The organism is Amycolatopsis sp. (assembly GCF_025464955.1).
In the GTDB taxonomy this organism is placed as follows: Bacteria; Actinomycetota; Actinomycetes; order Mycobacteriales; family Pseudonocardiaceae; genus Amycolatopsis.
The window spans coordinates 97,514-121,899 of sequence record NZ_JAODNM010000072.1 but is presented as its reverse complement, the minus strand read 5'-3'; the positions used below and the strand labels follow the sequence as shown (position 1 = coordinate 121,899).

General features: G+C 67.5%; 27 protein-coding genes. 19 read left to right on the top strand and 8 right to left on the bottom strand.

Annotated elements, in window-relative coordinates:
• On the bottom strand, nucleotides 1–506 hold a 506-nt coding region (locus JWQ81_RS16555; protein WP_297542384.1), incomplete at its 3' end, for a DUF222 domain-containing protein.
• Nucleotides 507–865: 359 nt separating this feature from the next.
• Complete coding sequence (locus JWQ81_RS16550) at nucleotides 866–1,720, bottom strand: LysR family transcriptional regulator (protein WP_297542382.1); 855 nt, start codon at nucleotides 1,718–1,720, stop codon at nucleotides 866–868.
• 68 nt (nucleotides 1,721–1,788) lie between these two features.
• Between JWQ81_RS16550 and JWQ81_RS16545 the strand changes: the two genes are divergently transcribed.
• The gene (locus JWQ81_RS16545) at nucleotides 1,789–2,676 is read left to right on the top strand and encodes an EamA family transporter (protein ID WP_297542380.1); all 888 of its coding nucleotides are present in this window, start codon (nucleotides 1,789–1,791) and stop codon (nucleotides 2,674–2,676) included.
• A gap of 10 nt (nucleotides 2,677–2,686) precedes the next feature.
• Here JWQ81_RS16545 and JWQ81_RS16540 read toward each other — a convergent pair whose 3' ends face one another.
• A complete protein-coding gene (locus JWQ81_RS16540; protein ID WP_297542378.1) occupies nucleotides 2,687–2,947 on the bottom strand; it encodes a hypothetical protein in 261 nt (86 codons plus the stop codon).
• Nucleotides 2,948–3,165: 218 nt separating this feature from the next.
• Between JWQ81_RS16540 and JWQ81_RS16535 the strand changes: the two genes are divergently transcribed.
• Complete coding sequence (locus JWQ81_RS16535; protein ID WP_297542376.1) at nucleotides 3,166–4,116, top strand: NAD(+)/NADH kinase; 951 nt, start codon at nucleotides 3,166–3,168, stop codon at nucleotides 4,114–4,116.
• A 49-nt stretch (nucleotides 4,117–4,165) separates the two neighbouring features.
• Here the strand turns inward: JWQ81_RS16535 and JWQ81_RS16530 are convergent, their stop codons facing one another.
• Nucleotides 4,166–4,489 (bottom strand): MarR family transcriptional regulator, encoded by a 324-nt coding sequence (locus tag JWQ81_RS16530; protein ID WP_297542374.1) that lies wholly within the window; start codon nucleotides 4,487–4,489, stop codon nucleotides 4,166–4,168.
• Between the two features lie 260 nt (nucleotides 4,490–4,749).
• Between JWQ81_RS16530 and JWQ81_RS16525 the strand changes: the two genes are divergently transcribed.
• Genes JWQ81_RS16525 through JWQ81_RS16510 form a run of 4 tightly spaced genes read left to right on the top strand, consistent with a single transcriptional unit; the run spans nucleotide 4,750 to nucleotide 8,564 of the window.
• Nucleotides 4,750–5,664 (top strand): SDR family NAD(P)-dependent oxidoreductase, encoded by a 915-nt coding sequence (locus JWQ81_RS16525; protein WP_297542372.1) that lies wholly within the window; start codon nucleotides 4,750–4,752, stop codon nucleotides 5,662–5,664.
• Nucleotides 5,661–6,548, top strand: coding sequence for an amidohydrolase family protein (locus tag JWQ81_RS16520; RefSeq protein ID WP_297542370.1), 888 nt, complete (start codon nucleotides 5,661–5,663; stop codon nucleotides 6,546–6,548). Before JWQ81_RS16525 ends, JWQ81_RS16520 begins: the two co-directional genes overlap by 4 nt.
• Complete coding sequence (locus JWQ81_RS16515; protein ID WP_297542368.1) at nucleotides 6,545–6,997, top strand: MaoC family dehydratase; 453 nt, start codon at nucleotides 6,545–6,547, stop codon at nucleotides 6,995–6,997. Before JWQ81_RS16520 ends, JWQ81_RS16515 begins: the two co-directional genes overlap by 4 nt.
• 22 nt (nucleotides 6,998–7,019) lie before the next feature.
• Nucleotides 7,020–8,564 carry an AMP-binding protein gene (locus JWQ81_RS16510; protein WP_297542366.1) on the top strand — a complete coding sequence of 515 codons (1,545 nt, stop codon included), beginning with the start codon at nucleotides 7,020–7,022 and terminating at the stop codon, nucleotides 8,562–8,564.
• Between the two features lie 367 nt (nucleotides 8,565–8,931).
• Here the strand turns inward: JWQ81_RS16510 and JWQ81_RS16505 are convergent, their stop codons facing one another.
• Nucleotides 8,932–9,354 (bottom strand): ArsI/CadI family heavy metal resistance metalloenzyme, encoded by a 423-nt coding sequence (locus tag JWQ81_RS16505; RefSeq protein ID WP_297542364.1) that lies wholly within the window; start codon nucleotides 9,352–9,354, stop codon nucleotides 8,932–8,934.
• An 85-nt stretch (nucleotides 9,355–9,439) separates the two neighbouring features.
• On the opposite strand from JWQ81_RS16505, the gene JWQ81_RS16500 reads away from it, so the two are divergent.
• The 6 genes from JWQ81_RS16500 to JWQ81_RS16475 are packed head-to-tail and all read left to right on the top strand — an operon-like array spanning nucleotide 9,440 to nucleotide 13,435.
• Nucleotides 9,440–9,805: a metalloregulator ArsR/SmtB family transcription factor gene (locus tag JWQ81_RS16500; RefSeq protein ID WP_297542362.1), complete on the top strand. Its 366-nt coding sequence runs from the start codon at nucleotides 9,440–9,442 to the stop codon at nucleotides 9,803–9,805.
• Nucleotides 9,802–10,872 (top strand): ACR3 family arsenite efflux transporter, encoded by a 1,071-nt coding sequence (arsB, locus tag JWQ81_RS16495; RefSeq protein WP_297542360.1) that lies wholly within the window; start codon nucleotides 9,802–9,804, stop codon nucleotides 10,870–10,872. The genes JWQ81_RS16500 and arsB overlap by 4 nt, the downstream gene beginning before the upstream one ends.
• A gap of 9 nt (nucleotides 10,873–10,881) precedes the next feature.
• Nucleotides 10,882–11,292 carry an arsenate reductase ArsC gene (locus tag JWQ81_RS16490; RefSeq protein ID WP_297542358.1) on the top strand — a complete coding sequence of 137 codons (411 nt, stop codon included), beginning with the start codon at nucleotides 10,882–10,884 and terminating at the stop codon, nucleotides 11,290–11,292.
• A 59-nt stretch (nucleotides 11,293–11,351) separates the two neighbouring features.
• Nucleotides 11,352–11,681, top strand: coding sequence for a metalloregulator ArsR/SmtB family transcription factor (locus JWQ81_RS16485; protein WP_297542356.1), 330 nt, complete (start codon nucleotides 11,352–11,354; stop codon nucleotides 11,679–11,681).
• Complete coding sequence (locus JWQ81_RS16480) at nucleotides 11,678–12,919, top strand: GNAT family N-acetyltransferase (RefSeq protein WP_297542354.1); 1,242 nt, start codon at nucleotides 11,678–11,680, stop codon at nucleotides 12,917–12,919. The genes JWQ81_RS16485 and JWQ81_RS16480 overlap by 4 nt, the downstream gene beginning before the upstream one ends.
• 24 nt (nucleotides 12,920–12,943) lie before the next feature.
• Nucleotides 12,944–13,435, top strand: a complete 492-nt coding sequence (locus JWQ81_RS16475; protein ID WP_297542352.1) for a universal stress protein — start codon at nucleotides 12,944–12,946, stop codon at nucleotides 13,433–13,435.
• Between the two features lie 16 nt (nucleotides 13,436–13,451).
• Here JWQ81_RS16475 and JWQ81_RS16470 read toward each other — a convergent pair whose 3' ends face one another.
• Nucleotides 13,452–14,216, bottom strand: coding sequence for an antibiotic biosynthesis monooxygenase (locus JWQ81_RS16470; protein ID WP_297542349.1), 765 nt, complete (start codon nucleotides 14,214–14,216; stop codon nucleotides 13,452–13,454).
• Nucleotides 14,217–14,289: 73 nt separating this feature from the next.
• On the opposite strand from JWQ81_RS16470, the gene JWQ81_RS16465 reads away from it, so the two are divergent.
• Nucleotides 14,290–14,622 (top strand): helix-turn-helix domain-containing protein, encoded by a 333-nt coding sequence (locus tag JWQ81_RS16465; RefSeq protein WP_297542348.1) that lies wholly within the window; start codon nucleotides 14,290–14,292, stop codon nucleotides 14,620–14,622.
• A 17-nt stretch (nucleotides 14,623–14,639) separates the two neighbouring features.
• On the opposite strand, the gene JWQ81_RS16460 is transcribed toward JWQ81_RS16465, so the two are convergent.
• Entirely contained in the window at nucleotides 14,640–15,677 is a 1,038-nt protein-coding gene (locus JWQ81_RS16460; protein WP_297542347.1) for an aldo/keto reductase, read from the bottom strand.
• A gap of 133 nt (nucleotides 15,678–15,810) precedes the next feature.
• On the opposite strand from JWQ81_RS16460, the gene JWQ81_RS16455 reads away from it, so the two are divergent.
• Entirely contained in the window at nucleotides 15,811–16,389 is a 579-nt protein-coding gene (locus tag JWQ81_RS16455; RefSeq protein WP_297542345.1) for a TetR/AcrR family transcriptional regulator, read from the top strand.
• Between the two features lie 84 nt (nucleotides 16,390–16,473).
• Here the strand turns inward: JWQ81_RS16455 and JWQ81_RS16450 are convergent, their stop codons facing one another.
• Nucleotides 16,474–17,211, bottom strand: a complete 738-nt coding sequence (locus tag JWQ81_RS16450; RefSeq protein ID WP_297542343.1) for an SDR family oxidoreductase — start codon at nucleotides 17,209–17,211, stop codon at nucleotides 16,474–16,476.
• Between the two features lie 101 nt (nucleotides 17,212–17,312).
• On the opposite strand from JWQ81_RS16450, the gene JWQ81_RS16445 reads away from it, so the two are divergent.
• From JWQ81_RS16445 to JWQ81_RS16425, 5 genes are all read left to right on the top strand, one after another.
• Nucleotides 17,313–17,915 carry a TetR/AcrR family transcriptional regulator gene (locus tag JWQ81_RS16445; RefSeq protein ID WP_297542340.1) on the top strand — a complete coding sequence of 201 codons (603 nt, stop codon included), beginning with the start codon at nucleotides 17,313–17,315 and terminating at the stop codon, nucleotides 17,913–17,915.
• Nucleotides 17,916–17,919: 4 nt separating this feature from the next.
• On the top strand, nucleotides 17,920–18,624 hold the full coding sequence (locus JWQ81_RS16440) for an HAD family hydrolase (protein WP_297542338.1): 705 nt from the start codon (nucleotides 17,920–17,922) through the stop codon (nucleotides 18,622–18,624).
• A gap of 276 nt (nucleotides 18,625–18,900) precedes the next feature.
• Nucleotides 18,901–20,154, top strand: a complete 1,254-nt coding sequence (locus tag JWQ81_RS16435) for a glycosyl hydrolase family 8 (RefSeq protein ID WP_297542336.1) — start codon at nucleotides 18,901–18,903, stop codon at nucleotides 20,152–20,154.
• A complete protein-coding gene (locus tag JWQ81_RS16430; protein ID WP_297542334.1) occupies nucleotides 20,151–22,958 on the top strand; it encodes a beta-mannosidase in 2,808 nt (935 codons plus the stop codon). The genes JWQ81_RS16435 and JWQ81_RS16430 overlap by 4 nt, the downstream gene beginning before the upstream one ends.
• A gap of 193 nt (nucleotides 22,959–23,151) precedes the next feature.
• Nucleotides 23,152–24,381 (top strand): glycoside hydrolase family 18 protein, encoded by a 1,230-nt coding sequence (locus JWQ81_RS16425; protein ID WP_297542332.1) that lies wholly within the window; start codon nucleotides 23,152–23,154, stop codon nucleotides 24,379–24,381.
• The last annotated feature ends 5 nt before the right edge of the window (nucleotides 24,382–24,386 follow it).

The following is a 24,386-nucleotide window of genomic DNA, read 5'->3' as shown; positions in this document are numbered from 1 at the left end:
GGGTCGAGGGTGTCGAGGATCCGGTCGCCGGCTTTCTTCACCTCGACCGGTGACGCGTGGACGGCGAGGTTGACGAGGATTTTCTCCGCCGCCACCCGATCCTCCTCCGACACCGTCGCAGGCATCGCCGTCATCGTCTTCACGATCACGTCCACATGCGCAGGAGTGAGAGCACCGGCCAGTGCCGCAAGACCGGTCAGCGGTGCGACACCGGGGATCTCTGTCCCGTCGATGGTGTACAAGGAGTTGGTGCCGCGGGCGCGGACCACGATCTGACGCGCCGCAGGCTCGGACAACCCCGTCGTATGCATCAGCCACTGCACCGCGGAGGTGTACTGATGGGTGGCCTTGATGCCGTCGGTTTCGGTTTTGGTGACCACGAGCCCCAGCAGCGCGGTGTACCGGTTCATTTCCCGGGTGATCGCCCGGGCGTAGTCGACCAGCGTCGCCGGATCGGCACGCCGGATATCGGCGGGATCGGGGAGGGTGGTCGGTACGCCGGGCACTCCTTTATTCTACTACGGATCGAACGTACATTCGGAACACGTTAAGGTGATACACGCTATCGCGGGGCGTAGTCGTCGGTTATTCGGAAAGCCTGCCATAGCAACAAAATGCGCCCGCTCGTCTCCTGCAACTGCTTGCCGTGTCACTCACTGATGCACCACGAGGACAAGGCCGGTTGCTTAACGTGAGTGGCGAAGTGCGAACGGTGTTATCCGTGCGTTGACTGCAAGGAAAGTCCCTTTCAGTCACCCGAAAACACCACCAGCACAAAGCAACCGGCCCTCGAAGCCGCCATGAATCCCCACCTGGCCCCGGTCCTTGCTGCTGTAAAACAGAACCGACCCAACAGAACCGCAGCTCACGTATCCCGGTAAAGCGCGGTGAGGAGCTCTACGGCGGCGGGGGTCGCGGGGTGTGGGTCGTCGTGCCACCAGGCGAGCCGGACGGCGATGGGTGGCGCGTCGCGGAGCGGCCGGTAGACGACGCCTGGTCTCGGATACTGGGCGACGGTGGCTTCAGCGGTGACACCGATGGCGTTGCCTGCCGCGATGACGCCGAGCCAGTCGTCGATGTCGTTGGTGTACTCCACCGCTGGAACGGCTTGCGGTGGCCACAGGTCCGTGGTGGTCGTGCCCGTGCGCCGGTCGACGAGGAGGGTGCGCTCGCTGATCTCGGCCAGGCGTAGGGAACGTCGTCGCGCCCAGACATCGTCGGCGGCTATCGCGCAGAAACGGCGCTCCAGTCCGATGATGACGCTGTCGAACCGCCGCTCGTCGGGCGGGGTGCGGACGACGGCGACGTCGCACGCGCCTTCGGCGAGCCCGCCGGTGGCGGAGTTCGTCCGGACGAGGTGCAGTTCGGTGTCCGGGCGCAGGGCGGGCCAACGGCGTTGGAAGGCGAGCGTGTGGCGGCCCATCGCCGACCACGCGTACCCGACGCGCAGCCGGGTATGGCCGGTGGTCGTTTCGCGGACGAGTTCGGCGGCGCCGGCCAGCACCTGACGGGCATGGGAGAGGACGCGTGCTCCGGTCGCGGTCAGCGTGACTTCCCGGGCAGTGCGTCGAAGCAGGCGGACACCCAGTTCTGTCTCCAGTGCGGCCAGGGTGCGTGACACGGCTGCCTGCGAGATACCGAGATCGATCGCGGCGTCGGTGAAGGTGCCGGCGTCGACGATCGCGACGAGGCAACGCAACTGGCGTAGCTCGAGAGTCATAACCAAAGCGTATAGCTCGCGCGTGTCATGCATTTTGCGAAAGCGTGCCGGGCTCACATCCTCGGTCTATGCAGACGACAGCGCAGGAGCAGTACGTCAGCGCCCCGGCCGGACATCGGCGGTGGGTGGGGATCGCGATGATGACCGGCAGCGGCCTGTCCAACCAGGTCGGCGCGGCCGTCGGATCGTTGGCGTTCCCCGTGATCGGCCCGGCCGGGGTGGTGGCGGTGCGCCAATGGGTCGCCGGAATCGTGCTGCTGAGCATCGGCCGTCCCCGGGTGCGCTCGTTCACCTGGGCGCAGTGGTGGCCGGTTTTGCTGCTGGGGCTCGTGTTCGGCACGATGAACCTGTCGCTCTACACGGCCGTCGACAGGCTGGGGCTCGGCCTCGCGGTGACACTGGAGTTCCTCGGGCCGCTGGCTGTCGCGCTGGCGATGTCGCGTCGCCGGGTGGACGTCGTATGCGCGGTGGTCGCCGGCGCGGGCATCGTCGTGCTGGGGCGGCCGCAGCCGTCGACGGACTACCTCGGCCTCGGGCTGGGCTTGCTGGCCGCCGTGTGCTGGGCGTCCTATATCCTGCTCAACCGCGTGATCGGACGCCGGCTGCCGGGTGTCGAAGGCTCCGCCGCGGCAGCGGGGATGTCCGCGTTGCTGTTCGTCCCGGTGGGGATCGTCGTGCTCGTCCGGCATCCGCCGACGGCGGCGGCGCTCGTGTGCGCCGCCGTGGCGGGGATCCTGTCGTCGGCCGTTCCGTTCCTGACCGACGTGGCTGCTCTGCGCCGCGTCCGCGCCCAGTTCTTCGGGATCTTCATGAGCGTCAACCCGGTGCTGGCCGCCGTGGTCGGTCTTGTCGTGCTGAAGCAGACACTGGGCTGGGCCGAATGGCTTGCGATCGCCGCCATCGTCGCCGCGAACGCCGTCAACGGGCTCACGGGGGCATCAACAGCATCAACGTAATCGACGGCGACTACCAGCCGCAGGCACTGGCCGCGGCGTCGAGAGTGCTCAGGGCTATCCGTTCGTCGACCTTGCGCAGCAGCACCCAGCCGTCGTCGACGTTGACGATGTCGTAGCCGCGAGCGAGATGGTCGCTCACCGCTTCGCTCATCGCCCGGCCCGGTTGGACCCGGACGACCAGGCACGACAGCTCCGCGGGCAGGCCGAAGCGCGCCGAACGGGTGTCCACCGTGGGGTACGCGCGCGGCGGCGCGGGCTTTGTCGCGTCCATGACCATGACGCGATGCCTCCCATCGTGATCGGGCCTACGACGACGTCGAGTGGTTGGCTCGTCGCCGGTAGCCGGCCCGCCACGTATGGTCCAGATGGCGTCTGTCCAGCATGGCACCTTCCAGCCCGCGAAAGTGCACCGGAGACCGCCGTTTTTTCAGTGTGCATCCAGCCATCGGCGAATACCGGCCGGGGCGCCGCGCTGCCTATGATGATCAGGTGAAGCTGCACAACCCGGACGGTAAGTCGGAGATTTCCGCCCTCGGTCTGGTCGTCCATCCGACCAAGCCGGTGGACGATTCCGTGGCCAAGATCATCGCGTGGGCGGCGAGCCATTCCGTTCAGGTCGTTGCCAGGGAGCAGGACCGCGACCGGGTCACCCCGGAGGTCGAAACCCTGCCCGACGACGAGTTCGTCGCCAGGGTGAGCGGGCTGCTCGCCCTCGGCGGGGATGGCACCATGCTGGGCGCGATGCGGCTGGTCATCGCCCGTCCGGTGCCGGTGCTCGGCATCAACCACGGCAACCTGGGCTTCCTCGTCGAGGTCACCCCGGCGACGCTCGAGGACTCCCTGGCTCGGCTGATCGACGGCGACTTCACCATCGAAGCGCACAGCTGCCTTGACGCCGAGTGGGCAGGCGCGACGCCGTCGCAGTCCGTGGGGTTCAACGACATCGTGCTCGCGAGCACGGGCCGGGCCGGCGCGGTTTCGGTCGATCTGACCGTCAACGGCCTCCAGTACGGTTACTACAAGTGTGACGCGCTGGTGCTGTCCACGCCGAGCGGGTCGACGGCGTACAACTACGCAGCAGGCGGTCCGGTGGTGTCCCCGTCCGCTTCGGTGGTCGTGGTGACCCCGGTGGCGCCGATGGCGGGCATCAGCCGGGCGGTGGTCCTCGGGGCCGAGGACCGGATCTCGATCCACGTGGCCGCGGAAAGCGCGCCGGTGGAGGTCGACATCGACGGCACCTCGGCGGGTCAGCTGGCGCCGGACGGCGTGCTGACGGCGTATCTGCGGGAGGACGCCTCGCAGGTTGTCCGGTTCGCCGCGGGCGAGCACGCCAGCCGCAGCCGGATCAAGCTCAGCCTGCTCGACCTGCCGTTGCGCCGCGACCAGCTCCTCGAACTCATTCCCGGCGATCTCCGCACGGGCAACGACGCCGACGGCTGAGTGAAGGCGCCCGAACCGCTGACCGGCCGTCTCGGCTGAGCCGTTCGGATCATTCCCGGGTGACGCGCCGGAGCAGATCGACGAGGAGCTCCCGTTCCGCCGGGTCCAATTCGGACATGAGTTCGTCGTCGACGGCATCGGCGAGCGCGCGGGCCTCGGTGACGCGCGCGCGGCCGGCGTCGGTGGCGACGATGAGCCGGGCGCGGCGGTCGTCGGGGTCGGGGTCCCGTTGGACGAGCCCATCGCGCACCAGGTCGTCGACGATCGCGACGACCGCGCTGGGATCGATGCCCAGCAACTCGCTGAGGCCTCGTTGTGAGCGGCCGGTGGACTCGGCGGAGATGACCAGCACGGTGTAGTGCCGGCTCCGCATCCCGAACGGCTGCAGGGCCCGGTTGAGATCGCGGATGGACCGGCCGCCGGCGCGGGCCAGCTGGTAGCCGACTCCGTCGGTCAGCGGTACCGGCTCGAATCTCTGGGCCGATGCGGCAGCGGCTTTCGCTCGGCTGATGACGACTCCTCGGTGACGGATGGGCGGCTTCCGGGCTCAGCATACTGGATGAACGCAATCGTTGACATCCACAATCATTGTACTTATGGTCTATTTGTGGATCACCGGCGAGAGGACGTCTGATGGACTTGAACGGGAAGGTCGCGGTCGTGACCGGGAGCGGGCGGGGGCTGGGCCTCGCCTACGCCCACCGGCTGGCCCGGGAGGGTGCCGCGGTCGTGGTGAACGACGTGGACAAGGCGGTCGCGGAGGCCGCGGCCAAGGAGATCGTCGAGGCAGGCGGCAAGGCGGTGGCGGAGGTCGTCGCGGTCGGGACCGCCGAGGCCGCCGACGCGCTCGTCGGACGAGCTGTCGCCGAATGGGGCCGGCTCGACGTGATGGTCACCAACGCGGGGTTCCTGCGCGACAAGGTGCTGTGGAAGATGACCGACGAGGATTTCGACGCCGTCATCGCTGTCCATCTGAAAGGCACGTTCACCTGTGCCAGGGCGGCCGCGGTGCGGTTCCGTGAACAGGGCGAAGGCGGCAGGCTCATCCTGGTCGGATCGCCGGCCGGTCAGCGCGGCAATTTCGGGCAGACCAACTACTCCGCGGCGAAGGCAGGCATCGTCGGGTTCGCCAGGACGTGGGCGATGGAGCTCGGCCGCGCGAACGTCACCGTGAACGCGGTGGTCCCGGTCGCCGCGACCGGGATGACCGCGACGATCCCCGCGCTCGCGCCGTACGTCGAGGCGCTGCGGGCGGGTGAGCCGATGCCGTCGTTCGCGCGACGCGCGCTGGGGTTCGGCGCTCCGGAGGACGCCGCCGGGCTGGTCGCCTTCCTGGCTTCCGACGCCGCCGAGGGCATCACCGGGCAGGCGATCGGGATCGGTGGCGACCGGTTGAGCCTGTGGACCCATCCGACCCAGGCCGTCGCCGCCTACGCCGACGGCGGCTGGAGCGCGGACGCCATCGCCGAGGCCTGGCCGACCATTTTCGCCGAGCACGAGCAGAGCGTGGGCGAGAACCTGCCGGAGCCGTCCGGGGCGAAGTCATGACCGGTCTCGACGTCGACGCGTTGGCGGCCATCGACGTGCACGCGCACGTCGAGGTCGACGGACACGGTCACCTGTCGCTGCCCGACGAGTTCGTCGAAGCCTCGTCGAAGTACTTCGCGGCCGAGCACCGGGCGCCGACGCTGGCCGAAACGGCGGCGTACTACCGGGAGCGGCGGATGGCCGCGGTCGTGTTCACTGTGGACACCGAGTCCGCCACCGGCCACTCGGCACTGTCCAATGAGGAGATCGCCGACGCGGCAGCCGAGCATTCGGACGCGTTGATCCCGTTCGCCAGCGTCGATCCGGCGAAGGGACACGCCGGGGCGCGGACGTTCCGGACGCTGGTCGAGGAACGAGGGATGCGCGGGATCAAGTTCCACCCGTCGCTCCAGGGTTTCGCGCCCAACGACCGCAGTGCCTATCCGCTGCTCGAAGTCGCGCAGGAGCTGGGCGTGCCGGCGCTGTTCCACACCGGGCAGACCGGGATCGGCGCGGGGATGCGCGGCGGGGGCGGGATCCGGCTGGGACTGTCCAACCCGATGCTGCTCGACGACGTCGCGGTCGACTTCCCGGATCTGACCATCATCATGGCGCATCCGTCGTTCCCCTGGCAGGACGAGGCGCTCGCGGTGGCGACCCACAAGCCGAAGGTCTACATCGACCTGTCGGGCTGGTCGCCGAAGTACTTCCCGCCGCAGCTCGTCCAGTACGCGAACACGTTGCTGCAGGACAAGGTGCTGTTCGGCTCGGACTACCCCCTGCTCACCCCGGACCGCTGGCTGACCGACTTCGCCAAGCTCGAGATCAAAGACCACGTCCGCCCGAAGATCCTCAAGGACAACGCGGTCCGGGCCCTCGGGCTCGACCGGAAGGAGAAATCATGATCACGGTGACCTTCGACGAGCTGCCCGGACTGGAAGGCACGGACCTCGGGACCGGTGACTGGCTCGACGTCACGCAGGAGCGCATCAACCTCTTCGCCGACGCCACCGGCGACCACCAGTGGATCCACGTCGACCCGGAACGGGCGAAGGACGGTCCGTTCGGCGGGCCGATCGCCCACGGATACCTGACGCTGTCGCTGCTGATTCCCTTGTGGACCGAGCTGCTCGACGTCGAGGACGTGTCCACAAAGGTCAACTACGGGCTGAACAAGGTCCGGTTCCCGGCGCCGGTGCCCGCCGGGTCCCGCATCCGGCTGTCCGGGGTGTTGGCGAAGGTCGAGCAGGTCGGCGGGGACGGGGTGCAGATCACCGCGGACGTCACTGCAGAGATCGAAAACGGCGGCAAGCCCGCCTGCGTGGCCCAGCCGGTGTTCCGCTTCTACCGTTGACGTTACTCACCGAGGAGTGCTCATGATCTATCGCAGCACCGAACCTGATGTCGACATCCCTGACGTACTGCTGGCCGAGCACCTGCTGGGCAACGCCCGCGACTACGGCGACAAGACCGCGCTCGTCGACGCGAAGTCGGGGGAGCGGGTGAGCTACCGCGACCTGGCGGACGGGGTCGACGCGGCGGCCGGTGCCTTGGCCGGGCTCGGGGTCGGCCCCGGCCAGGTGGTGGCCCTGATGAGTCACAACCAGCCCCAGTACGCCTTGGCCGTCTACGCCGCTGTTGCGGCTGGCGCGGCGATCACCCCGATCAACCCGGTGCTGACGACCGGCGAGCTGGTCAAACAGCTGATCGCGGCGAAGGCCACGGTGCTCATCACGTCCGAACAGGCCGCCGCCAAAGCTGCCGAAGCAGCCGATGTGGCGTGGATCGAGCACCGATTCGTGCTCGGCGAAGCTCCCGGTTTCCGCCCGTTCGCGGAACTCGTCGCGTCCCGGGAAACCGCGCCCCGCCTGACGCTCGATCCGCGGACCGCCATCGCCGCGCTGCCGTTTTCCAGCGGTACGACCGGTTTGGCCAAGGGCGTCCAGCTGACCCATCGCAACCTGGTGGCCAATGTGGAGCAGAACCGGGCGGGCTGGCGGGTCGGCCGGGACGAGGTGGTGGCCGCGGTGCTGCCGTTCTTCCACATCTACGGCTTCACCATCATCCTCAACTCCGCGCTGCGGGCAGGCGCCACGGTCGTCACGTTGGAGCGTTACGACCTCGACAGCTACTTGCGGATGGTGCAGGACCACCGGGTCACCCGGGCGTACCTGGCGCCGCCGATGGTGCTGGGCCTGGCGGGTGCCGAGGACGTGAGCGGCTATGACCTGTCCTCCCTGCGGTTCGGAATCTGCGGGGCCGCCCCGCTCGACGTGGACGTGACCGAACGGGCCGAGAAGCGGCTTGGGTGTCCGATCCGGCAGGGTTACGGGATGACCGAGGCGAGCCCCGGTACGCACCTGGTCCCGGACGACGAGTTCACCACCGCTCCGGCGGGTTCGGTCGGCAGGCTCGTCCCGTCCACGGAGGCCAGGCTGGTGGACCCGGAGACCGGTGCCGAATCGGCCGAGGGCGAACCCGGCGAGCTGTGGGTCCGCGGTCCCCAGGTGATGGCCGGTTATCTGGACAATCCGGGTGCGACAACCGAAACCATCGTCGACGGCGCTTGGTTGCGAACCGGGGACATCGTGCGGGTCGACGCCGACGGGATCTTCTGGATCGTCGACCGGCTCAAGGAGTTGATCAAGTACAAGGGCTACCAGGTCGCTCCGGCCGAGTTGGAATCTGTGCTCCTCACCCATCCCGAAGTACTCGATGTCGCGGTGGTCGGCATTCCGCACGCCGAGGGCGGGGAGGCGCCGAAGGCGTTCGTGGTGGCCGAGCGGCCGATCGACCCCGACCTGCTGATGGCCTGGCTCGCCGAGCGGGTCGCGCCATACAAGAAGGTGCGCAGTGTCGAGTTCGTGGCCGAGATCCCGAAGTCGCCGAGTGGGAAGATCCTGCGGCGGCTGCTTCGGTAGTATTGTCCAGCACAGGCGGCAAGGCCATCGCGACGCCGTCCTCCGCACTGGCGTTGTGACGTGTCGTGAAGGCCACCTTCACGGCGTAAGGCGTACTCAACTAGGCCTTCACGACGTCTCTGCCTTGTCGAAAGTGCAGTCAGGGGCAGCACCGCCAGAACGACGCGACTCTTGTCCAAAAGTGCCCTCGTTGCACACGCGCGCAACCCGCGCGCACAAGGATCGCAACTCGACGGCGAGTTGCGATGGTCATGGCCCACGGATACGACCGAAGAGCCACAAATGGTGTGTACTGAACGTCCCCCGAGTCGCTCCGTGCGTCGGGCCGCAACGCCACCTCAGGGAGCACTCATGTGGAACGTTCGGTTCAAGCGCAGCAGGCCGCGCCGGTGACTGGTGCGGAGCTGTCCTTGCCGAACGAGGCGGAGTCGTCCTTGACGGTGTAGACCTCCCATGGCTCCTGGCCCGGACCATGGACCCACACCTTGTCCTGCAGCGCATAGCAGCACGTTGTGCCGTTCTCCAAGAGTGTCTCCATGCCTTCGCCGGTCAGCCGCTTCGACGCGGCGTCGACCTGTTCGGTGGACTCGACCTCGACACCGAGGTGATCCATCACCGTCGCCTGGCCGGGTTCGCCTTCGAGCAGCACGAGCTTCAGCGCGGGCTCGGCGATGGCGAAGTTCGCGTAGCCGGGCCGCAGCTTGGCCGGTTCGGTGTTGAACAGCTTCGAGTAGAAGGCGATCGACCCTTCGAGGTCGCCGACGCGGAGAGCGAGCTGAACGCGGGACATCGCAGAACTCCCTTGGATAGATGTGTATCAAAGCAAGACCTGCGACCAGATTGCCCTCTGGATAGAAGCCTGTCAATATAGACGCATGTCGAAGCAACTGCCGCTGGTCGCGATGGACGCGTGCTGCTCTCCGCTGGCCCGCGAACCCTTGTCCGCGCCGCAGGCCGTGGAACTCGCCCGCGCCTTCAAGGCGATCTCCGACCCCGTCCGGCTTCGCCTGCTCTCGCTCATCGCGTCGCACGAGGGCGGCGAGGCCTGCGTGTGCGACCTGACCGACGCCTTCGACGTCACCGGACCGACCATCTCCCACCACCTCAAAGTGCTGCGCGAAGCCGGCCTCATCGACGGCGAACGCCGAGGCACCTGGGTCTACTACCGCGTCCACCCCGAAGTCCTCGCCCGACTGTCCGCCGTGCTGGTTCCGGGTGAATCCGGTGTGGTGACCGCGTGACCACTACGGACAACACTCCGGCCGACGGTGGTGTGGTCGCGAAGCCGTCCACTCTCGACCGGTTCCTGCCGGTGTGGATCGCCGCCGCCATGGTCGTCGGCCTGCTCGCCGGACGCGGCATCCCAGGACTCGGCACCGCGCTCAACGCGGTCTCGGTCGACGGGATCTCCCTGCCGATCGCCGTCGGCCTGCTGATCATGATGTACCCGGTGCTGGCGAAAGTCCGCTACGACCGGCTTGACCGCGTCACCGGCGACAAGAAACTCTTGTGGACCTCGTTGGCGCTGAACTGGGTCATCGGCCCGGCGCTGATGTTCGCGCTGGCGTGGCTGCTGCTGCCCGACCTGCCGGAGTACCGGACCGGGTTGATCATCGTCGGGCTGGCTCGCTGCATCGCGATGGTGATCATCTGGAACGACCTCGCCTGCGGGGACCGCGAGGCCGCCGCCGTGCTGGTTGCGCTGAACTCGGTGTTCCAGGTCGTCATGTTCGGCGTGTTCGGCTGGTTCTACCTCTCCGTCCTGCCCGGCTGGCTCGGCCTGGCGCGGACCGACCTGTCGGTGTCCGGCTGGCAGATCGCCAAAAGTGTCCTGATCTTCCTCGGAATCCCTTTGGTGGCAGGATTCCTGACCCGCCGGTTCGGGGAGAACGCCAACGGCCGCCAGTGGTACGAGACGAAGTTCCTCCCCAAGATCGGCCCCGCCGCGCTCTACGGGCTACTTTTCACCATCGTGATTCTCTTTGCCCTGCAAGGAGATCAGATCACCACCAGGCCGTGGGGCGTGGTGCGGATCGCGCTGCCGCTGCTGGCGTACTTCGCGATCATGTGGGCCGGGTCCTACGCTTTCGGCAAGACCATCGGCCTGTCCTACGAACGCACCACCACCCTCGCGTTCACCGCGGCGGGCAACAACTTCGAACTCGCGATCGCCGTCGCGATCGCGACCTTCGGCGCGACCAGCGGCCAAGCGCTCGCCGGGGTCGTCGGCCCGCTGATCGAAGTGCCGGTGCTGGTCGCGCTGGTGTATGTGTCCCTAGCGCTGCGGCGCCGCTTCGCTACCAACTAAGGAGACCGTGTGTCCACCACCCCCGAGGTGCTGTTCGTCTGCGTGCACAACGCCGGCCGCTCCCAGATGGCCGCCGCACTGCTGTACCACCACGCCAACGGGAGAGTTCTCGTCCGCTCCGCCGGATCCGCACCGGCCGACACCATCAACCCCGCCGTCGTCGCCGCGATGGCCGAACTGGGCCAGGATCTGTCTCAGGAGTTCCCCAAGCCGTTGACCACCGAGGCCGTGCAGGCCGCTGATGTGGTGATCACGATGGGCTGCGGTGACGCATGCCCGATCTTCCCCGGCAAGCGCTACCTCGACTGGCAGCTCGACGACCCGGCCGGGCAAGGGATCGACGCCGTCCGCCCCATCCGCGACGAGATCGACCGCCGAGTGCGTGCACTGCTCGCCGAACTGGTTCCCGTCAGTCGTTGAAGGGTTCCGGAAGGCCCATTCATTGTATATCGTCGATTGACGATGAAAGGAGTTCCGTTGTGCTCGATCGTCAACTCGCCGAAACCTATGCGGGGTGGTTCCGTGCGCTCGCGGACCCGACCCGGGTGCAGATCCTCAACCTGCTCGCCGAATCCGGTGACGCGATGTCCGTCGGCCAGGTCGTGGAACGGGTGGCGGTCGGGCAGTCGACGGTGTCGGCGCATCTGAAAGTACTGACCGAGGCCCGATTCGTTCTGGTCGAACCGCGCGGAACGGCGCGGTTGTATCGGATCAACCAGCGCTGCGTCGACTGCTTCCCGAGCGCCGCTGACGTCGTCATGGGCCGATCTGTCACCACCTTCGCCGCCACCGGGCAGGCGACGTCGTGACAGCGCCTGACCCCGCTGAGCAGGTTCGCCGGCGGTATGCCGCTGCCGCCCGCTCGTTGGCGGCCGGACGTGGATCCGGCCTGTCGAACAACCCCGATGACCACGCCCGGTTCGGACCGGCCCACTACGACACCGACGCCACAGAGCTGCCGGACGCCGTCGTCGGGGTGAGCCTGGGGTGCGGTAACCCCGTTGAGGTCGCCGACCTCGCCCCCGGCGAGACGGTGCTGGACCTCGGTTCCGGCGGTGGCCTGGACGTCCTGTTGTCGGCTCGACGAGTCGGCCCGTCCGGGCGAGCGATCGGGCTCGACATGACCGAGGAGATGGTCACTCTCGCTCGCGACCACGCCGCACAGGCCGGGGTCACCAACGTCGAGTTCCTGGCCGGGCGGATCGAGGACATCCCGCTGCCCGACGGATCGGTGGACGTGGTGATCTCCAACTGTGTCATCGCGTTGTCCGCCGACCAGGCTGCGGTATTCGGCGAGATCGCCCGCGTCCTGCGCCCGGGCGGGAGGATCGGGATCACCGACGTCCTCGCCGCCGACACCCTCACCGACACCGAGCGGGCCGACCGCGCTGGAAAGGTCGAATGCCTCGCCGGCGCGCTCACCCAGTCCGACTACCGGTGCCTGCTGACCGCCGCCGGGTTCACCGGGATCGAGGTCCGCCCAACCCGTCCGGCCGAAGACCACCTGTTCTCGGCGATCATCCGGGCCACCACGCCCGACGCTCGGGTGGTGGCGATGACCGCCGAGCACGGCGCGGCGGTGCTGGCGATCTACCAGGCCGGGCTCGACGGTGGCGACGCGAGCTTCGAGACCACCACCCCATCCTGGGAAACCTGGGATGCCGCCCATTCCGCGGAGCACCGGCTCGTTGCCCTCGACCCGGCAGGCCGGGTGTCGGGGTGGGTCGCGGTGTCGCCAGCGTCGTCGCGGTGTGTGTACGCCGGGGTCGTGGAACACAGCGTGTACGTCGACCCTGCCGCACGCGGACGCGGTGTCGGACTCGCGCTGCTGCAAGCGCTGATCGCGTCGACCGAAGCCGCCGGGATCTGGACCATCCAGAGCGGGATCTTCCCCGAGAACACCGCCAGTGCCGTTCTGCATGAGCGTGCCGGGTTCCGCCGGGTCGGTATCCGCGAACGCCTCGGCGCCCATCACGGCCGGTGGCGCGACGTCGTGATGATCGAACGCCGCAGCGGCCTTGCGGGAAACTCAGGACCGGCCGGGTGACGTCGTGCCGTCCATAATGGCGTGATGAGCCCTGTGCATCTGGTGGAGCATTACGGCCCCGAGTGGGAACCCGGCCCGTACGAGCGGGGGACCGACGGGCCGAGGGTGATCATGGCCGGCGTCGACCTCTCGCAGACAGCGCTGCGCGCCGCTGCCTACGCGGCGGGGCTCGCCCGCCGGCAGCGGTCGCGGTTGGTGTTGGTCCACGTGGTGGTGCCGTCGGCGTGGGCCGCAATGTCCGTCGCCGGCGTCGCGGACCTGCAGCAGCAGACCTTCGAGGAAGTGATCGAGCAGCTCCGCGTCGACCTGCTGGCCCGCGCCGCCCAGGTCGGCGTGCCGATCAGCTTCGTCGTCCGCCGCGGTGAAGCGTTTGCCGAGCTGCGGGACGCCGCCACGGAAGCGCATGCCGACATGGTCGTCGTCGGCGCGTCGGAGCAGGCCGGGCATCGCCTGGTGGGCTCGGTCGCGAACAAGCTGGTCCGCGCCGCGACCTGGCCGGTCGTCGTCGTGCCGTGAAGACCGGCCAGGCGCGTCAGCCTTGGTACGGCGGAGCGACACCCCAGCCCCACCGCGGCACCGGGGCCTGCTGGACGGGGTCCGCGCCGGGCTGGGAGTTGTGCACCGCGAGGCGCGTGCCCCATTCGAGGTAGCTCGCGAAGGCCGCCCGGAACTCAGGGTCCCCCGGGAGCCCGACCTCGTCGGCGGCGTCCATCATCAGCTCGACCCACCGCCTCCGTTGCGGTTCGGTGATCGCCTTCCCCCGGTGTTGTCCGACCATGTGGTGGTATCCGCCGTGCTCGTCGGTGTAGACCGCGGGACCGCCGAAGACCTCGGCGAGCCACAGGCCGACAAACTTGGCGTGGTCGGGATCCATGTGTTCGAACATCGGCGCGAGCAGGTCGTCGGCGCGGACCAGCCGGTAGAACGCGTCGCAGAGCCCCAAGAACGCTTCCGTGCCACCCGCCCACTCGTACAAGGTCGGCGGCGCACTGCCTCCGGACCCTGCCACCGCGGTGACGGCGTAGTGCTGCATCTCCTCGATGTCCTCGACGTACGGTTTGATCGCGGCGAAGAACTCGCCGAACACCGGGCCGCCGCGAAACCCGTGCAGATGCTCGTCGACCGAGGTCCAGGTGATGCGCAGGATGAACCGCTCGGGTTCTTCAACGCAGCGGCCCAGTTCGTAGTCCACGCATTGGGGCGCGGCGCGGAGTGCGGCGGCGGCGCGCTGGTACGCCGGTTCGAACTCGTCCAGCCGTTCCGATGGCAGGCGATACCTGATGTACTCGATGACCATGGGTACAGTTCAGCGCCCTGGGCTGGACGGATCAAGTACGCACCATTCGGTACGTGGGCGGGAGGAGACCGCGATGCCCCAGCGATACCACTGCCCGGTGGAACTCGCCGTCGACATCATCGGCGGCAAATGGCGGCCGGTGATCCTCGCCCACCTCAAGGACGGAGTGCACCGCTACGGCGAGTTGCGCCGCCGGATGCCGGGGGTCAGCGAAAAGATGTTGACCCAGCGTCTGCGTGAGCTCGAAGCTGCCGGGCTCGTCGACCGCGAGGACCACGAAACCGTGCCCCCGCACGTCGAATACCGGCTTACCGAGGAAGGCCGGAGCCTGGCCCCGGTGCTGCAGGCGCTCTACGACTGGGGCACCGCGCGGGCCGCCCGCACCGGGACGTCCGTCACCGGCTGACGTCCCGGTGCGGCCGGTCAGGATGTCGGAGGTTCGATGTTGAGCCGGGCCGAAAGGCGGGCCATCTCGGCGGAATCGGAGACGCCCTGGAGATCGTGGCGCGGGGTGTACGGGGTCTCGAGGGCGGCGACCTCGTCGTCGGTCAGGTCGAGGTCGAGCGAGGCCACCGCGTCGTCCAAATGGGACGGTTTGCTCGCGCCGACGAGCGGGGCGACGACGACGGGGTTGTGCCGTAGCCACGCCAGCGCGACCTGCGCCCGGCTGACGCCGCGGGCCTTGGCGATCGACGCCACCGCTTCGATGATGGCGCGGTCGCTCGTTTCCTGGGGGTAGAGCAGGTCGGCGAACGGGTCGTTGCCTGCCCGGTTCGTCGGCGCTTCGGGCTCACGGGCGAGGCGGCCGCGGGCCAGCGGGCTCCACGGGATCGTGCCGACGCCTTCGTCCGCGCACAGCGGCAGCATTTCCCGTTCCTCTTCACGGGCGAGCAGGTTGTAGTGATCCTGCATCGAGACGAACCGGGCCCAGCCGTGCTGCCGCTGCAGGTGCAGCGCCTTGCTGAACTCCCACGCGTGCATGGACGACGCGCCGAGGTAGCGGACCTTGCCGGCCTTCACGATGTCGTGCAAGGCCTCCAGGGTCTCCTCGATCGGGGTCACGGTGTCCATCCGGTGGATCTGGTACAGGTCGACGTAGTCCGTGCCGAGCCGGCGCAGGCTGTGGTCGATCTCGGTGAAGATCGCCTTGCGCGACAGGCCGGAACCGTTGGGGCCTGGGCGCATCGCGTGGCGGAGCTTCGTGGCGATGACGATGTCGTCGCGGTCGGCGAAGTCCTTCAGCGCGCGGCCGGTGATCTCCTCGCTGGAACCCTGGGAGTACATGTTGGCCGTGTCGAAGAAGTTGATGCCCGCTTCGACTGCCTGCTTGATCAGCGGGCGGCTGTTCTCCTCGTCGAGCGACCAGGCGGGGTGACCGCGGTCCGGCGCGCCGTAGGTCATGCAGCCCAACGCGATGGGCGAGACGTCGAGGCCGGTGTTGCCGAGTTTGAGGTAGCGCATCATGCTCTCCTGGTCAGGTGTACCGGTTGGCGGGCTGGCCTGGCCCGCGCTGTGGTTTACTGGAGCGGAGAACTCTCCGCTTGACTTCGACAGTATCGGAGAGTTCTCCGGTTGGCAACACGGCGGAGGAACCATGACCCAGCGGCAGCACGAAGCCCTGCGAGCGGACGCGCAACAGAACCGCGACCGCATTCTCGAGGTCGCGCACGACGCGCTCGCCGCTTCGAGTGACGCTTCGCTGAACTCGATCGCGAAGAAGGCCGGCGTCGGCCCGGGGACTCTGTACCGGCACTTCCCGAACCGTGAGGCGCTCGTGCTGGCGGTGTATCGCCACGACGTCCAGCGGCTCGCGGACTCCGCGCCCGTGCTGATCAAGGAACATCCGCCGCTCGACGCGCTGCGGCTGTGGTTCGGCCAGCTCGCGCACTACGGGCGGATCAAGCACGGCCTGGCGGACGTGCTGCACGCCGCCACCAGCGACGGTCTCGCCGGTGAGACCTACGGGCCGGTCACCGGCGCGATCACCCTGCTGCTGCGCGCTTGTGAGGAAGCCGGGGCCATCAGGCCGGGCTTCGACCCCGACGACGTCCTGCTCGTCGTGGGCTTCCTGTGGCGTATCGACGCGACCGACGACTGGGAGGCCCGCGCCGGCCGCTTGCTCGACCTCGTCATGGACGGCCTCCGCACCGGCGCCCCAGGCCCCCAGACCTGATACCAGCCATCGCAACTCGCCGTCGAGTTGCGGTGCTTAGCGTCCGCAACCATCGCAACTCGCGGTCGAGTTGCGAGGGGCGTGTCAGGCCTGGGCGGTGGGGCGGATGATGATCTCGCTGACGTCGATGTCGGCGGGCTGCTCGATCGCGAACGCGATGGTCCGGGCGACCGCGGACGCCGGCATCGCGAACGTGTCGCGGGCCTTCGCGAGCTGGGCTTTCATCGCCGGATTTGTTACCCCGTCCTCGAAACCCGTCCGGGTGTACCCCGGCGAAATGATCGTCACGCGCAGTTTGTCGCCGGCTTCCTGGCGCAGGCCCTCGGAAATGGTGCGCACGGCGAACTTCGTGGCGGCATAGACCGACTGGTTCGGCACGATACGGTGTCCCGCGGTCGAAGCCGTGTTGACGAAGTGCCCGAAACCCTGCTCACGGAAGACCGGAAGCGCGGCCGCGATCCCGTACAGCACGCCTTTGATGTTGACGTCGATCATGTCTTCCCAGTCTTCGACGCGCAGGTCGTCGAGCGGGGAAATCGGCATCACGCCGGCGTTGTTGACGAGGACGTCGAGTCGTCCGTAGCGCTCGCCGGCGACGCCGACAAGCTTGGCGACGTCTTCGCGTCGGGTGACGTCGGTGCGTACAAAGGATGCTTCGCCGCCCGCGTCCGCGATCCGTGCCGTTAAGGCTTCCAACTGATCCGAGCGCCGCGCGCCCAATACGACCTTCGCGCCGCGCTCGGCGAGCAGAAGCGCGGTCGCCTCGCCGATTCCGCTACTCGCGCCCGTGATCGCGACGACCTTGCCGGTGATTTCAGACATCGGTTCTTCCTCCGGTCCGGATGTAAGATACCTCTTACATTACACGAGTGTAAGAGGTGTCTTACACTGGCCGGGACCAGACCGTTCCGGAGAGGGGTTCCGTGGCTCAGCGCGACAGCTACCACCACGGCGGCCTGCGTTCGGCGCTCGTCGAGGCCGCCCTCGCGCTGATCGCCGAACGCGGGATCGGCGCGCTGTCGGTCGCCGAGGCCGCCCGGCGCACCGGGGTCAGCCCGGCGGCGCCCTACCGTCATTTCCCCACCCGTGAGGCGTTGCTGATGGCGACCGCCACCCGCGCGGCCGAACTTCTCGCCGTCGAGTTGCGCGACGCGCTCGCGGAAGAACCGACCGGGGACCCGGGTGAGGCGCTCGCCGTCACCGCCGCCGTCTACGTGCGGTTCGTCGCCCGCCATCACGCGGGGTTCGATCTCATCTTCGACGACCAGCTGCGACATCTCGACGATCCGGGCCTGGGCGCCGCGGGTCGTGCGGTGATGGACGTCTTGCTGCCCATCGCCCTGGACCTCGCCGGCGACGCCGAAGCCGCGCTGTCCTTGCTGGAGAAGCACGTTGCCGCGGCCCACGGTTACGCGGTCCTCCACCTCAGCGGGTTCCTGAACCGACGCGCTCCCGACGTTGACGACATCGCGGCCGGCGCGGCCGAAACCAGCCGCATCCTCGCTGCCGCCGCTGTGGCACGGTGACGGGATGACCGTCCGCCATGTCTTCCTCGACTTCTTCGGCACGCTTGTCGGCTACTCGCCGTCGCGAGCGCCGTCACGCTTCAGCCGCACGCAGCGTGCGATGGAAGGCCTCGGCTACGGCGGTCCCGAATCCGCTGCTTCGGCACTCTGGACGACTGCGTTCAATGAACTCGACTCCGCGACAGCGCAATCCATGCTCGAGTATTCGATGGACGTCGTCGCCACCCGCGTCTTGACGGAGGTTTTCGGTTACCCGCCGGACGTCGACGCGGTCGACGCGTGCGCCGGGGCGTACCTGGCCGACTGGGAGCAGGGCGTCGTCGTCATCCCCGGGATGGCAGCTGCGCTGGAAACGCTGAGCGGGCACTGCGTGCTGACGGTCGTGTCGAATACCCACAGTGCTGCCATGGTGCGCCGCCAGCTCGAGCGGATCGGTGCGACCGCGTCGGTCTCGAACCTCGTCACTTCCGTGGACGTCGGCTATCGCAAACCGCACCCAGCGATCTACGAGGAAGCGCTCCGCAAGGCAGGTGCGACTGTGGACGACGTTGTGTTCGTCGGCGACACGATCACGGCGGACTATCTAGCTCCGCGAGCGCTGGGAATGCGGTCCTATTTGATTTCGTCCTCGCCGGTCGACGGAGTGCCGGGGGAGAACTGCATCGATTCCGTACTCGCGCTGCCCGCAGTGCTGGGTCTGCCCGCCTGACGTCGCGCCCGAAATGACCATTGATGCCGTTTTCGGCGTTATGGCTGAATGGCATTCTGTCGCCATCACCCGGATGGCCCTTGCTTGTCGGTGAATTGTCAACCGACCGACTTGCCGCGCCAAGTCGGTGCACGGGTTTCCCTTGACAGCGGGACTGGCTGGGCGCCACCCTGAACGCCAGTTAGGAAGGAAACTTTCCTAACTACGTGGTACCCCCTCTCCTCGAGCAGTTGAAGCCGACGCCGCAGCTCACTGCTCCCGTCCTCAGGAGCACGAATGCGCACACGCAGAAGACTGCAGTTCGTGGCCACGGCCACGGCGGCATCCCTCCTCACGCTGTCGCTGGGCACCGCTGCCCAGGCCGCGACCACGGCCCATCCGTTCCCCGCGCACACGACCTACAAGGTCGGTGTGCTGCCGTCGGACCCGGCGGCCACCCGCGACTCCGCGGTGGAGAAGCAATACGACTCGTGGAAGGCCAACTACCTCGTCCACGGCTGCGCGTCCAACGAGTACTACGTCTCCACCAAGGGTGACGGGGACGCGAAGAACAACGGCCCGGTGTCGGAGGGGCAGGGCTACGGCATGAACATCGTGCCGCTGATGGCCGGCTACGACGCGAACGCGCAGACCGAATTCAACGGCCTGTGGCAGCTGGTCAAGGACCACAAGGACAGTGCGGGGCTGATGGCATGGCAACTCGATGGCAAGACCTGCAAGTACTACTCGGGGACCCCGGACAGTGCCACGGACGGCGACCTCGACATCGGGTACGGCCTGATCTTGGCGGACAAGCAGTGGGGTGGTTACACGGCCGACGCAAAGGCGTGGCTGGCGTCGTTCTACGCCCACGACGTCGCCTCCGACGGCCACCTCAAGTGTGAGGACGACAGCGGAGACACCGCCGACACCCGTCCGTCGGACAACATGCTCGACCACCTCCGCGCCTTTGCGGCGTACGACACCGCGCACGACTGGAACAAGGTCATCGCCAAGCAGGAGGCCCTGTTCACCTCATTGACCAAGAGCTACTCGGCGAGCGCCGGCCTGCTCCCGGACTTCGTGGTCAACGCCAACACGACCAGCCCGAAGCCCTCGCCCGCGAACTACATGGAGAACCAGCCGGACAACATCGTCGGGTACAACTCCATCCGGGTGCCGTGGCACATGGGGACTGACGCACTGCTGTATGGCAGCACCACCGCCGCAACCTCGCTCGGCATCGCGACCAAAGAATCCACCTGCCTCAAGACGTTCTCCAAGGGCGTCCCGGCGAACGTCTGGCCGCATATGAACCTCAACTGCACCGGACGCTCCACCGACGGTGACGGCAACACCGACACCCAGGCCGAGGAGGCCGGCGACCCGGTCGGTCCTGCCGCGATGGCCGCGGGTGACCAGGCGTGGACCGACGCGATCTGGACCGAGCTGAGCAAGAACCCGTTCGGCGACGGCTACTACGGAGAGTCGATCAAGATGCTCGTCTACATCGTTATGGCCGGCGACTACTGGAACCCGGTGACGGCATGAGAAAACTCAACAGATTCGTCGTCGCGGGCCTGGGTTTCGCGCTGATGTCCGGTATCGCGGTGACGGCCCCCGATGCAGGTGCGGCGGCCCCAGCCGCGAGCACCGCCGGTCTGACCACGCTCGGCACCGCCGGCTGGTCGGTTCTGACCAGCTCGACAGCCACCCAGGGCGGCGCGGCCATTTCCAAGCCGGGCTTCACCACCGCGTCCTGGCTGCCGGTCAAGCCGGACGCCGGGGGCGGCCCAGGTACTGAGATCACCGCCCTGCTGCAGAACAACAAGTGCCCCAACGTCTTCTTCGCAGACAGCATGAAGACGTGCTTCGGGACGCAGAACCAGACCGGCCCGGTCACCGCGGCGCAGTTCACCGCGCCCTGGTGGTATCGCACGGACTTCAGCGCCGCCCTGACCTCAGGACAGACGGCGTCGGTGGTGGTCAACGGTGTAGTCGGCAAGGCGGACGTCTGGGTCGACGGCCACGAGGTGGCCACCAGTTCCACGGTCACCGGGGCGTACACCAAGTTCACCTTCGACGTCAGCAAGCTGCTGGTGTCCGGGACGAACTCGCTCGCGCTGGAGGTCTACCCGAACGACCCGTCGAAGATGCTGACGGTGTCCGATATGGACTGGAACCAGTTGCCACCGGACAACAACACGGGGATCCAGTTCCCCGTCCAGCTGCTCGTGTCCAACGCGCTCTCGGTGGACAACGCGCACGTCAACCAGAGCACCGCGGCCGATCTGAGCAAGTCGGACCTGACGGTCAAGGCCGACGTCACCAACCCGGGCGCGAGCAGTCAGACGAGCACGGTGTCCGCGACGGTGACCCCGCCTTCGGGTGGCGCGCCGATCACGGTGCAGCAGAGCGTGACGGTGGCCGGCCACACCACGAAAACCGTGACGTTCGCGCCGAGCGCGTTCGGCGGCCTGAGCATCACGAAGCCGCAGATCTGGTGGCCGTACCAGATGGGCGCGCAGCCGCTGTACACTTTGGACACCACCGTCTCCGGTGGCAACAGCACGCATGAGACGTTCGGCATCCGCACGGTGACTTCCAGTCTCATCGGGAAGTCCACGATCGCGCCGGACGGTGTCCGGCAGTACTCGGTCAACGGTGTGCCGTTCGTGGTCCGGGGCGGCGGATATGCCCCTGACCTGTTTCTGCGCTACGACCCCGCGGACGTCGCCCGCCAGATCGCGCTGCTGAAGAACATGGGACTGAACGTCATCCGGCTGGAAGGCCACTTTTTCCCGGACGACTTCTTTCAGCAGATGGATGCGGCCGGCATGCTGATCGACTCCGGCTTCCAGTGCTGCTCCGCCTGGGAACCGTCGGGGACGCCGAATTCCACAACACTGGGCTTGATGCAGCTGTCCGCCCAGATCACCGGGCAGAACGAACGCAACCACCCCAGTGTGTTCACCTTGAGTTGGAGTGACAACGCGCCCGGCGCCGCGCAGGAGACGGCTCAGCTCAACGGGTTCAAGGCGGCGGACTTCCAGGTGCCGCTGGTGTCTTCGGCGGAGTACAAGAGCAGCCCGCAGCTGGGGGCGGCCGGAGAGAAGGAAGGCCCGTACGACTGGGTCCCGCCGAACTACTGGTACGACACCTCGCACTTCGACAGCGGTGATGACAGCCGGACGAACGCGGGTGGCTCGTGGGGCCTCGACAGCGAGGAGAGTGCCGGTGACACCGTGCCGACACTGGACTCGATCAACCGGTTCCTGTCCACTTCGGACCGGACCAACCTGTGGAAGACTCCGGACTACAACCAGTACCACGCGAACTACGAAACCGGGCACGGCGACTACAAGTTCGGCACGCTGTACAATTTCGACACGGCGCTGACGAACCGCTACGGCACGTGGACGGACCTGCCGAGCTACGTCCAGGAAGCCCAGGTGCAGAACTACGAGAACACCCGGGCCCAGTTCGAGGCCTTTGTGGACCACTCGACGAACAAGTCGGCTCCCGCGACCGGCACGATCTACTGGCAGGCCAACAAGGGCTGGCCTACCCTGCTGTGGGATCTGTACAACTACGACGGCGACCAGGCGGGTAGCTTCTTCGGCGCGAAGAAGGCCAACGACACGCTGCACGCGCTGTACGCCACTGACAACAACACGGTGACGCTGGACAACCTGGGCGGCACAACCCAGTCCGGAGTGTCCGTCGAAGCGAAGGTCTACGACACCGCGGGCAAAGTGCTCGACGACCAGACCGCGAGCGGCCTCAGCCTGGCCAAGCAGCAGGTCCGCAACTCGGTACTGACCCCGAAGGTACCGACCAGCACCCCGGGCAACGTGTATTTCGTGGAGCTGCAGGTCAAGCAGAACGGCACAGTCGTGGACCGCAACGTCTACTGGCAGCCCACCAAACAGGACGCGGTGAACTGGTCCTCGACGCTGGGCGGCTCGGGGGCGACCATGACCCAGTACGCCGACCTGTCCGGGCTGAAGTCGCTCGCACCGGCCAAGGTCTCGGCCACCGCGACGACTACGTCGCAGGCGGGGCCGGCCGGCGCGGACCGGGTGGCGAAGGTGACGATCACCAACACCTCCACCACCCCGACCGTCGGGTTCTTCCTTCGGGCCGACGTCCGGAGGGGGACCGCGAGCGGCGCTGAACAGGCGGGTGACAACCAGGTCACTTCGACGCTCTGGGACGACAACGACATCACGTTGTGGCCCGGCGAGTCGCAGACCTTGACCGTCAGCTACTCGTCCGCGGACTTGAACGGCGCGACGCCGGTGGTCAGTGTGTCTGGCTGGAACGTCGGAAAGATCGACGTCGTCGCCGGGTAATCTCAGTGCTGTTGGTGAAGGCCATCCCTGCTTGCAAAGAGGGGTGGCCTTCACCGCATTCTCAGCCGGACAACGAGATGTGCCCGAACGGCCATCGAGGTCTGCCCTGGCGGCAAGTCGACGCTGTCTATATTGGTCTGGACCTGTTAGCATCCGTCGGTTCTCTCTTCTCGTTGGTACCGAAGGGAAAGTCGTGCTTCGTCTGAGAAAGCGCTTGCCTGTGGTGATCGCCGCGATGGCCTTGTCCGTCGCGTCGTTCGCCGCCCAGCCGGCGGTCGCCGCCCCGTCCCAGCCCCAGGCCAAAGCCCAGTCCAAGGTGATGGCCTACTTCGCCGACTGGGACGTCTACGCGCGCAATTACCACGTCAAGGACATCGAGACCTCGGGGTCGGCGGACAAGCTGACCCACATCAACTTCGCCTTCGGCAACGTGGCCGGCGGGCAGTGCACCGCGGGTGACCCGTGGGCCGACAGCGACCAGCCCTACGACGCCGCGGGTAGTGTCAGCGGCGTGGCGGACAGCACCGCTCCGGGTGCGTTGCACGGCAGTTTCAACCAGTTGCTGGAACTGAAGAAGCTGCACCCCGGGCTGAAGGTCATTTGGTCGTTCGGCGGCTGGACCTGGTCGGCCGGTTTCACCGAGGCGGCCAAGAACCCGGCCGCGTTTGCGGATTCCTGCTACAACCTGGTGAACAACCCACGATGGGCCGGGCTGTTCGACGGCATCGACATCGACTGGGAGTACCCCAACGCCTGCGGTCTGGTCTGCGACACGAGCGGACCCAAGGCCTTCACGAGTGTGGTGTCGGCACTGCGCGCGAAGTTCGGCGGCAAGAAGCTCATCACCGCCGCGATCACCGCGGACGGCACCCCGGGCGGCAAGATCGCCGCGACCGACTACGCGTCGGCGAGCAAGTACCTCGACTGGTACAACGTCATGACCTATGACTACTTCGTCGCCGGCGCCAGCCCGGCCGGGCCGACCGCCCCGCATTCGCCGGTGCGTTCGTACGCCGGTATCCCGACGGCGGGCTTCTACGCCGACGCCGCGATCCAGCGGCTGCGAGCGTCCGGCGTCCCGTCGTCGAAGATGTTGCTGGGGCTGGGTTTCTACGGCCGCGGTTGGGACGGTGTCACCCAGAAGCAACCCGGTGGCAGCGCGACCGGGCCGGCTCCGGGTACCTACGAAGCCGGAGTTGAGGACTACAAGGTCCTTAAGACCACGTGTCCGTCGAACGGCTTGATCGCCGGCACGGCATACGCGAAGTGCGGTTCGCAGTGGTGGAGCTACGACACTCCGGCCACGGCAGCGTCGAAGGCCGGCTACGCGAAGTCGCGGGGCCTCGGCGGAGTGTTCGCGTGGGAGCTCTCCGGCGATACCGCGAACGCAGAACTGCTCAAGGCGATCGCGCCGCACTGCTGACGTTC

Excerpts from the sequence above, each read along its gene's own strand:
- JWQ81_RS16550 (WP_297542382.1), bottom strand. The coding sequence starts at position 1,720 with ATGACTCTCGAGCTACGCCAGTTGCGTTGCCTCGTCGCGATCGTCGAC.
- JWQ81_RS16545 (WP_297542380.1), top strand. The coding sequence starts at position 1,789 with ATGCAGACGACAGCGCAGGAGCAGTACGTCAGCGCCCCGGCCGGACAT.
- JWQ81_RS16540 (WP_297542378.1), bottom strand. The coding sequence starts at position 2,947 with ATGGACGCGACAAAGCCCGCGCCGCCGCGCGCGTACCCCACGGTGGAC.
- JWQ81_RS16530 (WP_297542374.1), bottom strand. The coding sequence starts at position 4,489 with ATGCGGAGCCGGCACTACACCGTGCTGGTCATCTCCGCCGAGTCCACC.
- JWQ81_RS16525 (WP_297542372.1), top strand. The coding sequence starts at position 4,750 with ATGGACTTGAACGGGAAGGTCGCGGTCGTGACCGGGAGCGGGCGGGGG.
- JWQ81_RS16520 (WP_297542370.1), top strand. The coding sequence starts at position 5,661 with ATGACCGGTCTCGACGTCGACGCGTTGGCGGCCATCGACGTGCACGCG.
- JWQ81_RS16515 (WP_297542368.1), top strand. The coding sequence starts at position 6,545 with ATGATCACGGTGACCTTCGACGAGCTGCCCGGACTGGAAGGCACGGAC.
- JWQ81_RS16510 (WP_297542366.1), top strand. The coding sequence starts at position 7,020 with ATGATCTATCGCAGCACCGAACCTGATGTCGACATCCCTGACGTACTG.
- JWQ81_RS16505 (WP_297542364.1), bottom strand. The coding sequence starts at position 9,354 with ATGTCCCGCGTTCAGCTCGCTCTCCGCGTCGGCGACCTCGAAGGGTCG.
- JWQ81_RS16500 (WP_297542362.1), top strand. The coding sequence starts at position 9,440 with ATGTCGAAGCAACTGCCGCTGGTCGCGATGGACGCGTGCTGCTCTCCG.
- JWQ81_RS16475 (WP_297542352.1), top strand. The coding sequence starts at position 12,944 with ATGAGCCCTGTGCATCTGGTGGAGCATTACGGCCCCGAGTGGGAACCC.
- JWQ81_RS16470 (WP_297542349.1), bottom strand. The coding sequence starts at position 14,216 with ATGGTCATCGAGTACATCAGGTATCGCCTGCCATCGGAACGGCTGGAC.
- JWQ81_RS16465 (WP_297542348.1), top strand. The coding sequence starts at position 14,290 with ATGCCCCAGCGATACCACTGCCCGGTGGAACTCGCCGTCGACATCATC.
- JWQ81_RS16460 (WP_297542347.1), bottom strand. The coding sequence starts at position 15,677 with ATGCGCTACCTCAAACTCGGCAACACCGGCCTCGACGTCTCGCCCATC.
- JWQ81_RS16455 (WP_297542345.1), top strand. The coding sequence starts at position 15,811 with ATGACCCAGCGGCAGCACGAAGCCCTGCGAGCGGACGCGCAACAGAAC.
- JWQ81_RS16450 (WP_297542343.1), bottom strand. The coding sequence starts at position 17,211 with ATGTCTGAAATCACCGGCAAGGTCGTCGCGATCACGGGCGCGAGTAGC.
- JWQ81_RS16440 (WP_297542338.1), top strand. The coding sequence starts at position 17,920 with ATGACCGTCCGCCATGTCTTCCTCGACTTCTTCGGCACGCTTGTCGGC.
- JWQ81_RS16435 (WP_297542336.1), top strand. The coding sequence starts at position 18,901 with ATGCGCACACGCAGAAGACTGCAGTTCGTGGCCACGGCCACGGCGGCA.
- JWQ81_RS16430 (WP_297542334.1), top strand. The coding sequence starts at position 20,151 with ATGAGAAAACTCAACAGATTCGTCGTCGCGGGCCTGGGTTTCGCGCTG.